Annotated in this window: 13 protein-coding genes and 2 tRNA genes; 3 read left to right on the top strand and 12 right to left on the bottom strand. The window is 51.7% G+C overall.

Annotation, left to right across the window (positions count from 1 at the left end; genetic code table 11):
- Window positions 1-145: 145 nt before the first annotated feature.
- Genes ACT3T6_RS00390 through sdhC form a run of 4 tightly spaced genes read right to left on the bottom strand, consistent with a single transcriptional unit; the run spans window position 146 to window position 3,378 of the window.
- Window positions 146-856, bottom strand: a complete 711-nt coding sequence (locus ACT3T6_RS00390; RefSeq protein ID WP_087106268.1) for a succinate dehydrogenase iron-sulfur subunit — start codon at window positions 854-856, stop codon at window positions 146-148.
- Between the two features lie 27 nt (window positions 857-883).
- Window positions 884-2,656, bottom strand: a complete 1,773-nt coding sequence (sdhA, locus tag ACT3T6_RS00395) for a succinate dehydrogenase flavoprotein subunit (RefSeq protein ID WP_172117209.1) — start codon at window positions 2,654-2,656, stop codon at window positions 884-886.
- A gap of 3 nt (window positions 2,657-2,659) precedes the next feature.
- Window positions 2,660-3,007 (bottom strand): succinate dehydrogenase, hydrophobic membrane anchor protein, encoded by a 348-nt coding sequence (gene sdhD, locus ACT3T6_RS00400; protein ID WP_172117210.1) that lies wholly within the window; start codon window positions 3,005-3,007, stop codon window positions 2,660-2,662.
- Window positions 3,001-3,378, bottom strand: a complete 378-nt coding sequence (gene sdhC / locus ACT3T6_RS00405) for a succinate dehydrogenase, cytochrome b556 subunit (RefSeq protein ID WP_087106275.1) — start codon at window positions 3,376-3,378, stop codon at window positions 3,001-3,003. The genes sdhD and sdhC overlap by 7 nt, the downstream gene beginning before the upstream one ends.
- Window positions 3,379-3,877: 499 nt before the next feature.
- On the opposite strand from sdhC, the gene gltA reads away from it, so the two are divergent.
- Entirely contained in the window at window positions 3,878-5,164 is a 1,287-nt protein-coding gene (gene gltA / locus ACT3T6_RS00410) for a citrate synthase (protein WP_172117211.1), read from the top strand.
- Window positions 5,165-5,790: 626 nt separating this feature from the next.
- Here the strand turns inward: gltA and ACT3T6_RS00415 are convergent.
- From ACT3T6_RS00415 to gltX, 3 genes are all read right to left on the bottom strand, one after another.
- A tRNA-Glu gene (locus ACT3T6_RS00415) sits at window positions 5,791-5,866 on the bottom strand.
- Between the two features lie 20 nt (window positions 5,867-5,886).
- Window positions 5,887-5,962: transfer RNA gene (locus tag ACT3T6_RS00420), tRNA-Ala, on the bottom strand.
- A 131-nt stretch (window positions 5,963-6,093) separates the two neighbouring features.
- Window positions 6,094-7,572 carry a glutamate--tRNA ligase gene (gene gltX, locus ACT3T6_RS00425; RefSeq protein ID WP_193054819.1) on the bottom strand — a complete coding sequence of 493 codons (1,479 nt, stop codon included), beginning with the start codon at window positions 7,570-7,572 and terminating at the stop codon, window positions 6,094-6,096.
- Between the two features lie 288 nt (window positions 7,573-7,860).
- On the opposite strand from gltX, the gene ACT3T6_RS00430 reads away from it, so the two are divergent.
- On the top strand, window positions 7,861-8,385 hold the full coding sequence (locus tag ACT3T6_RS00430) for a helix-turn-helix domain-containing protein (protein ID WP_087106281.1): 525 nt from the start codon (window positions 7,861-7,863) through the stop codon (window positions 8,383-8,385).
- A 22-nt stretch (window positions 8,386-8,407) separates the two neighbouring features.
- Here the strand turns inward: ACT3T6_RS00430 and ACT3T6_RS00435 are convergent, their stop codons facing one another.
- From ACT3T6_RS00435 to ACT3T6_RS00445, 3 genes are all read right to left on the bottom strand, one after another.
- Window positions 8,408-9,004 carry a hypothetical protein gene (locus tag ACT3T6_RS00435; protein ID WP_226912096.1) on the bottom strand — a complete coding sequence of 199 codons (597 nt, stop codon included), beginning with the start codon at window positions 9,002-9,004 and terminating at the stop codon, window positions 8,408-8,410.
- Between the two features lie 124 nt (window positions 9,005-9,128).
- Window positions 9,129-9,860 carry an oxygen-insensitive NADPH nitroreductase gene (gene nfsA, locus ACT3T6_RS00440; protein WP_193054818.1) on the bottom strand — a complete coding sequence of 244 codons (732 nt, stop codon included), beginning with the start codon at window positions 9,858-9,860 and terminating at the stop codon, window positions 9,129-9,131.
- Between the two features lie 112 nt (window positions 9,861-9,972).
- Window positions 9,973-10,239, bottom strand: coding sequence for a DksA/TraR family C4-type zinc finger protein (locus tag ACT3T6_RS00445; protein WP_172117214.1), 267 nt, complete (start codon window positions 10,237-10,239; stop codon window positions 9,973-9,975).
- Between the two features lie 182 nt (window positions 10,240-10,421).
- On the opposite strand from ACT3T6_RS00445, the gene ACT3T6_RS00450 reads away from it, so the two are divergent.
- Window positions 10,422-11,189 (top strand): class I SAM-dependent methyltransferase, encoded by a 768-nt coding sequence (locus ACT3T6_RS00450; protein WP_193054817.1) that lies wholly within the window; start codon window positions 10,422-10,424, stop codon window positions 11,187-11,189.
- A 100-nt stretch (window positions 11,190-11,289) separates the two neighbouring features.
- On the opposite strand, the gene ACT3T6_RS00455 is transcribed toward ACT3T6_RS00450, so the two are convergent.
- Entirely contained in the window at window positions 11,290-12,978 is a 1,689-nt protein-coding gene (locus ACT3T6_RS00455) for a methyl-accepting chemotaxis protein (RefSeq protein WP_193054816.1), read from the bottom strand.
- A gap of 156 nt (window positions 12,979-13,134) precedes the next feature.
- Window positions 13,135-14,196 carry an NAD(P)-dependent alcohol dehydrogenase gene (locus ACT3T6_RS00460; protein WP_193054815.1) on the bottom strand — a complete coding sequence of 354 codons (1,062 nt, stop codon included), beginning with the start codon at window positions 14,194-14,196 and terminating at the stop codon, window positions 13,135-13,137.
- Window positions 14,197-14,216: the final 20 nt, after the last annotated feature.

A 14,216-nucleotide genomic window follows, 5' to 3' on the forward strand; every position in this document is an offset into this window, starting at 1 on the left:
CGGCTTTTAAACTTGACTGCTCATAAAGTGCGGCGACGCGCCGCACCTTATGACAAGCCCTATGATAACAAGCGAAGCGCCACGATTTAAGTAGTAAAACGAGACTTGTTGCGTGGCAATCGCTTTTTATTGACTCACAAGGCGTTTATGTTGCATCTGCGAGCAGCATTTCGCGAATTTTACCGATGGCCCGCGTCGGATTTAAGCCTTTCGGGCAAACCGCTACGCAGTTCATGATACCGCGGCAGCGGAACACCGAGAACGGATCTTCCAGGCTGGTCAAACGCTCGCGGGTTGCGGTATCGCGCGAATCCGCCAGGAAGCGGTAAGACTGCAGCAAGCCAGCAGGTCCTACGAACTTGTCCGGGTTCCACCAGAACGACGGGCAAGACGTAGAGCAGCAAGCACACAAGATGCACTCGTACAGGCCATCCAACTTTTCACGGTCTTCGGGCGACTGCAGGCGCTCAATGGCGGGCGCTGGCGTTTCATTTTGCAGGTACGGCTGAATACGCTCGTACTGCTTATAGAAAATCCCCATATCCACAACCATATCGCGGATAACCGGCAGACCAGGCAGCGGGCGCAGGATCAGCTTGTTGTTTTTCACAACATCTGACAGCGGTGTAATACACGCCAGGCCGTTTTTGCCGTTCATGTTCATACCATCAGAGCCGCAAACGCCTTCGCGGCAGCTACGACGGAATGCCAGACCACTGTCCTGTTCTTTCATCATATGAAGAACATCCAGCACCATGACATCGCGCCCTTTGGTATCAACCTGGAACTCCTGCATATAGGGCGCGGAGTCGGTTTCCGGATTGTAACGGTATACGGATACCTGAAGATTGGACATTATAACTCCCTCTCGTCAATGCGGAGTTTAGTAGGTACGAACCTTGGGTTCGAACGTATCAACAGTTTTCGGCTTGAAGTTGACGTCGCGCTGCTTCAGCTCTTTGGTGAGCGGGAAGTAGAGCGAGTGTTTCAGCCAGTTGACGTCATCACGGTCTGGGTAATCGTAACGTGAATGGGCACCGCGGCTCTCTTTACGCTCAAGGGCGGCAATTGCCGTCGCTTCGGCCACTTCCATCAGGTTATCAAGTTCCAGCGCTTCTACACGGGCCGTGTTGAAAGCATTGGACTTATCAGGCAGGTGAGCATTGGCAATACGGCTGCGCAGGTTAGCAAGCTTCTCAACGCCTTCCAGCATGTTTTTCTCTTCACGGAATACACCGAAAGAGTTCTGCATGATGTCCTGAAGCTCTGCTTTCAGCGCAGGAATGCTCTCACCGCCTTCCGACTCGTTCCAACGAGTAATGCGCTTCATCGCTGATTCAATATCAGACTCGGAGGCATCCAGGTACTCAATACCTTCGTTCAGCGCGCCTTCAATAAACATACCGGCGGCACGGCCAAACACCACCAGATCCAGCAAGGAGTTTCCGCCCAGACGGTTAGCACCGTGAACAGATACACACGCTGCTTCACCACAGGCGAACAGACCGTTGATGATCTGGTCGTTGCCGCTTTCGTCCTGCAGAATCGCCTGACCATGAATGTTGGTCGGAATACCGCCCATCATATAGTGGCAGGTCGGCACGACCGGGATCGGGTCTTTCGCTGGATCGACATGGGCGAAGGTCTTTGAAAGCTCAACGATACCTGGCAGACGCTTGCTCAGCACCTCTTCACCCAAGTGATCAAGCTTCAGGAAGACGTGGTCACCCTTCTCGCCACAACCGCGGCCTTCCAGAATTTCCATGACCATGGAACGCGCAACAACGTCACGACCCGCCAGGTCTTTCGCGTTGGGCGCGTAACGCTCCATAAAGCGCTCGCCGTCTTTATTGATCAGGTAGCCACCTTCCCCGCGGCACCCTTCGGTTACCAGCGTGCCCGCACCGTAAATACCGGTCGGGTGGAACTGCCACATTTCCATATCCTGCATCGGGAAGCCCGCACGCAACGCCATACCGATACCGTCACCCGTATTGATCAGGGCATTGGTGGTAGATGCGTAAATTCGGCCAGCACCACCAGTCGCCAATACAGTGGCTTTGGATTTAACGTGAACAACTTCGCCAGTTTCAATGCACATGGCGATACAACCCACCACGTCACCGTTGCCATTCTTCACCAGATCAACCGCGTACCACTCATTCAAGAACGTTGTATTGTTCTTAAGGTTGTTCTGGTAAAGCGTGTGCAGCAGTGCGTGACCGGTACGGTCTGCCGCCGCGCAAGTACGCGCAGCCTGGCCGCCTTCACCGAAATTCTTGGACTGGCCACCGAATGGACGCTGATAGATGCGGCCATTATCAAAGCGCGAAAACGGCAGGCCCATGTGCTCAAGTTCAAATACAGCTTTCGGGCCTTCAGAGCACATATACTCCGACGCGTCCTGGTCAGCGATATAGTCGCCGCCTTTAACAGTGTCGTACATGTGCCAGCGCCAATCGTCATTAGGATCAGAAGACGCGATAGCGCAGGTAATACCGCCCTGGGCAGAGACAGTGTGAGAGCGTGTCGGGAAGACTTTGGAAAGGACGGCTGTTTGTTTACCGGACTTCGCCAGTTCTAAAGCAGCGCGCAGGCCAGCGCCACCGCCACCGATAATAATGGCGTCAAACGTCAGGCTACGAAGGTTAGACATTTATCAAGCTCCCCACAGAATTTGAATGCCCCAAACCAGGTACACGAAGATAGCCAGAATAATTAGCGTCTGGGCACCTACGCGCAGGCCAGTGGACTTAAGGTAATCAGTGGTTACGGTCCACAAGCCAATCCAGGCATGTGCTGCAATGGATATAAAAGCCAGCAATGAGAAGATCCGCATCCACGTTTGGTTAAACAGGCCGCTCCAGGTGTAGTAGTCAAGGTCTGGATTAAACAACAGATAGGCCACCATAAAGACCGTGTAAACGGCCAGCACCACCGCAGACACGCGTTGCATCAGCCAATCAGACAGTCCGCTTCGGCCAAAACTTGTGACGTTGGTTACCATACCCAAACTCCTGCCAGAATAATTAGAACGGCACTCACCACAACGGTGATCTGTGCTTTTTGCACACCACCTTCTAGTGTCACACCAATATCGGCATCCATTAACAGGTGTTTAATCCCTGCTACAAAATGGAACGCCAGCGCAGAAAGCAGTCCCCAAGCAATGAACTTGGCCAATAAATTATTGGCAAGTGCGCTGCTAACGGCATCAAAGCCTGCTGGAGATGAAAGTGACTTACCCAACGCCCAAAAAGCGAACACCAGGCCAACGAACAGAATAACCCCCGTAATACGGTGGGCAATCGACGTCAGTGCCGGAAGTGGGAAGTGTATCGTTGTTAGATCTAAATTTACGGGTCGTTTGCTATTCACGGCTTATACACACTCTCTTGGCCCGCTCTGCGACAGGTCGGGCATAGCCCGAGCGGGCAGTGGTTGCTGGAAGGGGCTCGGCCGTTTGCCAAGTCGGGCACGACCACCTACCTGCCGGTCGCGCGCCGTGGATTATAAGAACCTTCGCCCCTGCTGACAAACCGAACTCGGACCTAACTCAATTATGTTGCAAAAAAAAGCAGCCCGCCCGAGTCGATTTTGCAATGCAGCATCGATATAGTGACAGAGTCACGATAATTTGATAAGCCTGTTAAGGATTCGTCAAATCTCTGACACCTGGTTACTATAGCTATCATTTGCCATATACAAAAATTGTCTAAGATAATAATTTTGCATAACCATACACGCACCACCCATGCCTAGCGCTTTGCATAATTGACAAAATGTCGCGCGCTCTTATAGTGGGCAAACCTTTTCGCCGGCGCGGCATGCGAAACAATGACTTTACGTCCCAACCCGAATCCGAAAGGAGGCCAACATGGCTGACAGGAAAGCAACATTGACGGTAGACGGTCTTGATAAAACGATCGAACTACCCATGTACTCCGGCACCCTTGGCCCAGACGTTATTGATGTCCGTGGCTTAGGTGCGGAAGGCCTGTTCACCTACGACCCTGGCTTTATGGCCACCTCTTCTTGCCAATCTGCCATCACCTATATTGACGGCGGCAAAGGCGTACTGCTGCATCGCGGCTACCCTATTGACCAACTGGCTAAAGAGTCCAACTTTGTTGAACTGAGCTATACCCTGCTTTTTGGTGAACTGCCCAACGACGAGCAGTACACGGACTTCGCTGCACGCATTCGTAATCACACGATGGTGCACGACCAAATCAACAACTTCTTTAAAGGGTTTCGCCGCGACGCGCATCCCATGTCAATTATGTGCGGCGTCGTAGGCGGCCTTGCGGCGTTCTACCATGACCACATGGATATCACTAAAGAAGAAGACCGCACTATTAGTGCTATTCGCCTGATCGCCAAAATGCCTACTCTGGCGGCCATGTCGCACAAGTATAATGTTGGTCAGCCGTTTAATTACCCGCGCAACGACCTGAGTTATGCAGAGAATTTCCTCTACATGATGTTCAGCAACCCGTGCGAAGAGTACAAGATCAACCCGGTTTACGCGAAAGCGATGGATCGCATTTTCATGCTACATGCCGACCATGAGCAGAATGCTTCCACCTCTACCGTACGCTTGGCAGGCTCGACCGGCGCCAACCCCTTTGCCTGCATTAGCGCTGGCATTGCGGCACTATGGGGCCCGGCACACGGCGGTGCGAACGAAGCCGTACTGGCGATGCTTGATGAGATTGGCGACGACTCTGAAGAGAACATCCAACGCTTCATTGATAAGGCAAAAGACAAGGAAGACCCGTTCAAGCTAATGGGCTTTGGTCACCGCGTGTATCGCAACTTTGATCCCCGCGCCAAGGTAATGAAAGAGACCTGCGACGAAGTACTCGCCGAGCTGGGCATGGCGAACGACCCGCAGCTTAAAATTGCCAAACGCCTAGAGCAAATTGCGCTTGAAGACGAATACTTCATCGAGCGCAAGCTTTACCCGAACGTCGACTTCTACTCTGGCATTATTTTGAAAGCGATGGGCATCCCCACCAATATGTTCACGGTGATCTTTGCCGTATCACGCACGATTGGCTGGATCTCCCATTGGAACGAAATGTTGAGCGAAAGCTATAAAATTGGTCGTCCGCGCCAGCTTTACACTGGCCATGACCAACGCGATTACCCGTCGAAATAATTTTCGATGGTTTAATCTTCAAGAAGGCCACCCACGGGTGGCCTTCCTTGTTTAAGCGTCTTTGCTTGTATATGACCGCTCTCCAAGCCTAATAACTCCCGCAAGCCACTCCCTCTAAACACGTTCGAATACGTGCGCTAGACGCGCATTCTGACCTCATTAGCACGACATCCAACAACGCCTCTCCAAACGCGCATGCTTCACCTCATCAATAGACGAAAACGCCAGTCAAAAAGCGAGCAAAAGGCCGTAATAGCGCTTGACTTTTTTAAGAGCCAGGTTGGAAAAATGTTTTCCACACTATCTGTGGATAACCTTGTTCATAACCTCTCACAAATGCCCCTGAATCGCCATGAACAGTGACCTCCCCTTAAATTGGTCATTTTTTGACCTCATGTAAGTCACTGTTTTTAAACAAGATAAGTTAATTCGAATATTTTTCGCGGATGCAGCACAGGGTTGTGCACAACCTTTAGCAAGGACCACCAAAAGTGGACAAGTCAAGCGAAAATACCACAAATAAAGTGAGGATTTAGCGGCTCAGCTAGATAACAGGCAGGAAAAAACGCAGCAAATGAAAGAGTTCATTACTACATCAATATGGGGATAGAAGAGTATAAAAGAGATGGCGTCCCATAGGGGGTTCGAACCCCTGTTACCGCCGTGAAAGGGCGGTGTCCTGGACCACTAGACGAATGGGACGTTACGACAAACAAACTAAATGGTGGAGCCTAGCGGGATCGAACCGCTGACCTCAACACTGCCAGTGTTGCGCTCTCCCAGCTGAGCTAAGGCCCCACATGTCCTGAAGACGGAGCGTATAATACTGATTACGCTCGTCTTCGTCAAGCGCATTAATACCCCAGAAAAACGCCAGACGCCTAACGTCAATGGAGAATGGCGTTTCCTGCAGCCATTAGCTGAACGACTTACAGATCGCGGTACTCTTTTTCAAAACGTTTCGCTTGTTTCTTGGAAACGCCACCCAGCACATCAATAGCGTTGCGCAGACGCGCACGAGTGATATCGGAACCCAGAATCGCCATGGCATCCATAACAGACGTGCTTGAGCTACTACCTGTAATCGCAATAAAAATCGGCGCCAGGAATGCTTTCATTTTAAGCTCGAAGTACGCTGACAAGCTCTTTACTTCGGCCAGCAGCGCTTCTTTATCCCAGGCAGGTAGCACCTCGAAGCGCCAGACCAGGAACTGCAGCAATTTCACTAACTCGTCTTTCTCCAGCTTAATACTGGCGAAGTCATCTTCTGTAAGCGTAGGTAAGCCTGAGAAGAAGTGCCCGGCTAGCGGCATGATTTGTGAAAGTGTTTCTACGCGTGGACGTACCTGGGGCAAAATTTGCCTTACATAGGCATCATTAAACGCCCATTCGCGCAGCGCAGTAAGCAGCGCATCATCATCCAGGTCCTCGCGGATATAAACGCCGTTGAGCCAGGTAAGCTTCTCAAGATCAAACACCGGGCCGCCCAGCGATACACGCTGAATATCAAACTCGGCCATCATATCGGGTAAGCTAAATTTCTCGCGCTCATCCGGCATGGACCAGCCCATACGGCCAAGGTAATTGGTAACCGCTTGAGGTAAAAAGCCCATCCGACGATAGAAATTAATCGACGTGGGATTTTTACGTTTGGACAGCTTGGATTTGTCGGGATTACGCAAAAGCGGCATATGGCATAGCTCAGGCATTTCCCAACCAAAGTATTCATATAACAGCTGGTGTTTGGGTGCAGAGTTAATCCATTCTTCGCCACGCAGCACATGCGTGATTTCCATTAAATGGTCATCTACCACATTCGCCAAATGGTAAGTAGGCATGCCGTCCGACTTGAGCAGTATCTGCGCGTCAACTTGTGCCCACTCCACTTCAATCGTACCGCGCAGCATATCGTTTACTACACAGACACCTTCGCTGGGCACGTTCATACGCACGACATAAGGCCAGCCTTCCTGCTGCCGGCGTGCAGCTTCTGCGTCATCCAAAGCCAAGTCACCCGGCTTAAGCGCCAGATGCAAGCCTGCTGCCTTACGCGACTCACGCAGCTCATCCAGCTCTTCTGCAGTGCGGTAGCATTTAAACGCATGGCCAGCGTCCAGCAACTGTTGAGCATGCTGCGCATAAATATCGCCACGTTCGCTTTGGCGGTACGGACCGTGTGGGCCGCCAACGTCAGGCCCCTCATCCCACTCCAACCCAAGCCAGCGCAAGGAGTCCAGAATCATCTGCTCTGACTCAGGCGTTGAGCGTACGCGGTCCGTATCTTCAATGCGCAAAATAAACTGCCCGCCATGCTGACGCGCAAAGCATAAATTGAACAGCGCAATATACGCCGTGCCAACGTGGGGATCCCCCGTCGGGGAAGGTGCAATGCGAGTACGAACGGTCATCAAGACATCCTTATAGCGAGAAAGCGTAGCGATATTATACCTACCCTACGCATAACCAACAGCGCTGTAGATGGAACGACTTTCATATTAAAGCGTCTTACAAAAAGTAATACGGTTATAAGATTACAAGATGCGCGACACTGAACAATCGCTTAGTATGGCGCGGCGTCGATGATCGGCGATCATGCTTATAAAAAGTGCTTAAACGCACTAAGCGTGCTCACATCGCTGCAACTGTGGTTGAAGTAAACTTAACGAGCTTACACAGCTCAATTATAGGAAATCGAAATGGAATCGCTAGGCTCACGTATTAAGCAATTGCGTCTTAGGGCCAAGCTCAACAAAGCTGCCCTAGCACGTAACGTTGGCGTGTCGGATGTTACTATTTCCTACTGGGAATCAGGTGCAATTAAACAAATTGGTCACGAGCGTTTGGTCGCTCTAGCCGAGGCGTTGGATTGTTCACTTGCTACCTTGCTGGAAGGCGACACCGCCCCTCAACTGTTGACGTTGAAACACACTGGCCCCCTCCCCTGGGAACAGGTGCAAGCAACGACAATTACCGTTCCACACCATTTAGCGTTAAATATCGACTGGAAAGCACCCTGTGTTATGGCAACGCCAGATTCAGGCACTGACTTTTCACCCGTCGCAGCCAATGATTTACTGCTGCTGGGCCCGACGCACGTATTTCATAAAGCCGGGCATTATCTTGTCAGTCGCGATGAGCGTTTTGTACTTGAGCACTTTGCAAAAGCGCCTTCTGACGTAGAAATACATGCGGTACTGTTAGCCCATTGGCGTTCTGTCTAAAGCATCTACATCCCCGTAAATGTTAATGCACTTCCACCTGGTCACGTGTTCGTCTTGGCTCCTCCCCCACCAAGAAACGGCGTGAGTAGGTGGCCACTTGACCCAACCCATGGCGGGATTGGCTAACCAGCTCTCCCGCCAAATTCTCCCCGCGATTACCGATCACGGCTTGTACGGTTTGAGGCTGCACACTGGCTTCGGAAAGCTGCACCTGTACGATATAGCCACCATCCGGCAAACCGCTCCCTGAACCAAATGGACCGGCAATAAAGCCTCCGTCACTAACCCGCGCACGCGCCCTCCAGCGCACACGACTCACTTCGCGCTCGACAATAACCTGCACCTGCGCCTGATCAGGTAGATTGGTTTCTCCCTCCACCATCAGGCGCCGATCAGGGCGCAAGGCAACCGATGTCGAAATAGCGACTTCCAAGGGCACGATGGTCGCAGGCTCTTCCGCTACAGAAGCGTCAGCCGGTTGCGTGCTGGTAGCTGTCTGTTCAGATACATTACTCGGGGGTTCATCTTCGGAACCGCTGCATCCTGCAGCCGACATCGTCACCACCATTAGTAGGCCAAAGCCCGTTTGTCGCGTATACCCTGTTCGTAACTTACACATAGTGCTTCCTCAAAAACGGCGGCTTCCAGATTATCACTGCCACCTGCTGGTAGCAGTGAATTCGATCACTCATGAAGCATCAGGAAGAGGAGCGATGGCAGTCATAAGCAAGGTGCCGTTTGGGCTACTTCATTTCAAAGCCACGCTGAATCAAGAAGTCGCGCATATGGGGTCGTAGTTTGTTATCAAACAGCGGCTTCAGGTTTTGTGACCAATCGGTGTCTTTATTGCCACTGCTACGCGACTGATAATACGCCTGCATGGTGTCATCAAACGCTTGCACCTGCGCACTGTCGTCGCTGTAGTAGTCTTCTTTTAAGATCGCTTCAACCGGCAGGCGGGGCTTTACCTCCGACTCATGAGACGGATAGCCAAGGCACATACCAAATACAGGGTAAACATGCTCAGGCAGCTTTAACAGATCGCTAACCGCTTGGGGGTTATTGCGAATACCGCCAATATAACAGATGCCCAGCCCTTCTGATTCAGCAGCTGTCGCAACATTCTGCGCCATTAAAGCAGTGTCTACCGTGGCTACCAACAGCTGTTCTGTCATCCCTCGAACAACGTTGGAGCCCGCCCGCTCAGATGCCTCGGTTGGGCGCTTCATATCAGCACAGAAGACCAGAAAGTCCGCACAGCTGGCAATATAAGGCTGGCCACCCGCTAGCTCAGCAATCTGCTCGCGATTAGCCGGATTTGTAACATGAATAACCGTATAGGCTTGAACATGACTGGACGTTGCCGCGCCTTGACCCGCCTGGATAAGTTCGATCAGAAGCTCACGTGCAATCGGCTGATCCTTGAATTTTCGAACTGAACGGTGGGATTTCAAGAGTTTAATAACGTCGTTCATGGTACCTCGCCTTTATAAATCAGTATCGCTTATCAACACTAGAATCGCACAGCCGCACGCTAATAGCCTACTGCTAAACGCTTTTATCCAATAAGCGCAAACATGGGCTTGCTTAGCGAAGCTGGCTGTCTTTACTACCTCGGCGATTATAGCTGCTAGCGTTCGACTGTTTTTTGTCGTGCTCGTTCTGGCAAACAACGCATAGCCGAACCCCGGGGACTGCAAGGCGGCGCGCCTCAGGAATCACCTCATCGCACTCTTCACAATACTTACGGCTTTTGCCCTGCGGCAGCCGACTGCGGGCAAGCTCGACAGCATCATCCAGCGTTCTTTCGATTTGCTCTTGTTCGGCACCCTCTTTTGCCCATCCGCCTGCCATTATTGAACTCCCTACTCGCTGGTTTATCTATCAAGGTAGCAGCTATCGGCAGGTCACAAATATGCCACTAATGGAATCGCTTAGCGTTAAGAAATTTTCTTTACATACAAGGATGTTGTAGCGCTTCAGGCTATACTCTTTGATAATCCCCTGATGAAACATAACGATGCCAGGAAGCTGCCATGAATAACATTAAATCTGATGCCTATGGTCAAGAGTGGAATGCCGGACAATATGCGGAAAATGCCCATTTTGTTCCCAAATTAGGCAGTGACGTCGTAAAGCTGCTCTCGCCACAACCAGGCCAGCGCATTTTGGATCTGGGCTGCGGCGACGGCGTACTAACCGAACGTTTAATGCATCTTGGTGCTGATGTATTAGGCATTGACTCATCAGAGGAAATGGTGACAGCCGCACGCCAACGCGGCGTTACTGCTCGCGTTGTTGATGCCCATGAGCTTCCGTTTGACCACGAATTTGATGCCGTTTTCAGTAACGCCTCACTGCATTGGATGCTGGACCCTCAGGCTGTTCTTTCTGGCGTTAAGCGTGCTTTAAAACCGGGTGGGCGGTTCGTGGCTGAGTTTGGCGGGCACGGTAATGTCGCGGCTATTTGTACCGCGCTCATTGCTTCGCTTCAGTTTCGGGGTATTAGCGCTCGCGGTCGGCACCCCTGGTATTTTCCGACCACGGAAGAGTACGCGCACCTGCTGCAAACGGTTGGTTTTCAGGTAGATTCAATTGAGCTGCTTCCGCGCCCTACCGCGTTACCGGCGGGGATGGCAGGCTGGCTTGAAACCTTCGCCAATCCGTTTTTACATGGATTAGAAGATGATCTTCGAGACTCAATTATGGATAACACCATGATTCTTCTTGGCCACAGCTTAAAAGATGGCCAAGGAAACTGGACAGCAGATTATGTCCGCTTACGCGTCTCGGCCCACGTATAACCTGTTACAGGCCGCCTGCCAGGGCAACATGCTTTGTAGCCCTGGCAGGCTCCAGCCCCCGTTCTTAAAACAGCTAGAGTAGTTAAAACAGTTAAAACGGTTAAAACGCGTCCCACTCCTCAGTTGCCCTCTCTTTAGCAATACTTTCTCTACCAACGCTCTCTCTACCAACGCCCTCTTTGCCAACGCTCTCTTTTATGACGGCTGTTTTCGCAGGCAGTTGGTTTGATGAGGTGGCAGGTGCTTGCTCATCTAGCCGAAACGTCGCTATCAACGTGGCTAACTGCTGCGCCTGGTCTTCAAGCGCGCTGGCTGCACTACTGGTTTGTTGCACCAGAGCAGCATTTTGCTGCGTGACCGAATCCATTTCAGTGAGTGCGGCATTAATCTGTTCAATGCCCCCATCCTGCTCACGACTTGCCGTGGATATTTCGCTCATCAACGTGGTTACCTGCCCAATCGCCTGCACCGTTTGTTGAATCGTATGTCCACTGCGTTCAGCCTGTTCCGCGCCGCCGTTAATTTGTGATGTTGTTTGCCCAATCAAGTCACGAATTTCTTTGGCGGAGGCGGCACTGCGCGTAGCCAACGAGCGCACCTCACTGGCAACAACCGCAAATCCACGCCCCTGTTCCCCGGCTCTAGCAGCTTCAACCGATGCATTAAGTGCCAGGATATTGGTTTGAAAAGCAATCGAGTCAATAACCCCGATAATGTCGTTAACGCGGCTTGCGCTGGCTGCAATGTCACGCATCAACTGTACCGTGCGCTGCACTTCTTCGCCGCTAGCTTCCGCTGATTGAGAGGCAGCAATCGACAGCTGGTCTGCAGTGTGAGCGGTTTCTGCGTTTTTGCTCACGGTCGCTGACATCTGCTCCATGCTGGAAGCTGTTTGCTGCAGCGCAGATGCCTGCTGCTCAGTGCGCGAAGAGAGGTCCTGGCTGCCCGATGAGATATCGCCCGCGCCATTAAAAACGCTCTCGCTACTACTGCGTAGAGAGTGCACCAGTGCTTTCAGCTTGGCCTGCATGTCCGCCAGGGCGCTGAACAATTGGCCCACCTCGTTACGCCCTCGCGCTTCAATGCGGTCGGTCAAATCTCCTTCGGCAATGGTGGCAAAATGCGCTATTGCCTGGTTAAGTGGGCGCACGACGCTGTGCATCATAGCCATACGGATAATAGTGGCGGCCACTAACGAAAGGATGAGCAGCGCTAATGCAATCACGCCGACCGTTTGGGTCAAATTCCCCACCTGCTCGATCACGCGCTGCCCCCGTGCCTCGGTGTAAGCGATAAAACCGTTCATGGCCTCATCCAGCCGTACACCACTCTCGCCTAATTCCTCCTGGTGACGCTGCACCTGGAACGGCGGAGCCTCCAGCAGGGGCACAATGCCGTCGGTAACAAATGCCTCGTAGCTTAAAACAACAGCCTCACGGTAGCCGGCAAGCTCACTCTCTTCTGGCACCGACAGCGCACTGAATTCATCAAAATTCGCTTGGGCCATTGCTACGGCCTCAATCGCCAGTTGGAGGCTTTCCAGGCCTTTATCAGGATTGCCTTGCGTACTGAAGCTTGCAAAACGGTCCAGGAACGTTTGTGCTCTGAGTGCATTGACTTGGGTACGGTTGGCGAGATTGGTTAACCGAACATTGACATCGGCTAACTCCTCAAGCGCTCGGCCGCTGGTGTGATTGGCATAAAACCCCAATCCACTTATCAGTCCTATCATCAATACCATCAGCGCGAGCGCTGCGGTCAAAGTCCACTTAATAGAGAGATGTCTCATCCAACTGATTCCCTTGCCGTTTATGGTTGTTCATTACTATCGGCAAGAGTAAACCAAGCTGAAGTACTTTATGTGCCACTATCGACCTATGTATAACTAAAAGGTATAAAAAACCCACCATGGCTTAGGCCACGATGGGTAAATACCGACGCTTTTTTAAGCAGCAGTATTTTTAAGGGTTGCCATATCAATCACGAAACGATAACGCACATCGCCTTTCGCCATGCGCTCAAACCCTTCGTTGATATTATTGATATCCAACACTTCGATATCACACGTGATGTTTTGCTCAGCACACAGTGTTAAAAGTTCTTGTGTTTCAGCAATGCCACCAATTAAAGAACCTGCCACGACACGACGCTTGAATACCAGATTGAAGGCTTCCACAGGAGGCTCGATAGGCTCCAGCAAACCAACAAGAATATGCGTACCGTCGTATTTAAGCGCCTTTAGGTAAGGATTTAGGTCGTGCTGAACGGGTACGGTATCCATCATGAAGTCAAAGCTCTCAGCCACGGCTTCCATCTGTGCTGAGTCGTTTGAAACCACCACATGGTCGGCGCCGTTACGCCTGGCTTCTTCTACTTTGGCATCGGAACGGGTAAAGACGGTCACTTCTACGCCAAGTGCTTTGGCCAGTTTCACAGCCATATGGCCCAAACCGCCCATACCGATAACGCCCAGCTTATGTCCTTTGCCGATACCAAAGTGCTTAAGCGGCGAATAGGTAGTGATACCTGCGCACAAAATAGGGGCTGCAGAGGCAAGGTCGATGCCATCAGGCATGCTCAACACGAAATGTTCGCTCACCACGATGCTATCGGAATAGCCGCCCTGGGTAATCGTGCCGTCCTGGCGATCTTCGCTACCGTAGGTCATGATGGACCCTTCCAGGCAGTACTGTTCAACGCCATCGTTACAGGCACTACAGGTGCGGCAAGAATCAACCATGCAGCCAACGCCCACCAAATTACCTGCTTTAAAACGGCTCACCTGACTGCCTACCGAGGTGACTCGGCCTACAATTTCATGCCCCGGCACGACCGGGTATTGGCTCATGCCCCAATCGTTCTGAGCAAAGTGCAGGTCGCTATGGCAAACACCGCAGTAAAGAATTTCTATGGCGACATCATCGGCACGCGGTTGACGACGTTCGAATGAAAAAGGCGCTAACGGTTTATCCGCCGCAAAAGCAGCGTAGGATTTAGCTTGGCTCATCAGATAAAACTCCTTAAATC

Source organism: Halomonas sp. 72, from assembly GCF_052379785.1.
Classification (GTDB): domain Bacteria; phylum Pseudomonadota; class Gammaproteobacteria; order Pseudomonadales; family Halomonadaceae; genus Vreelandella; species Vreelandella citrativorans.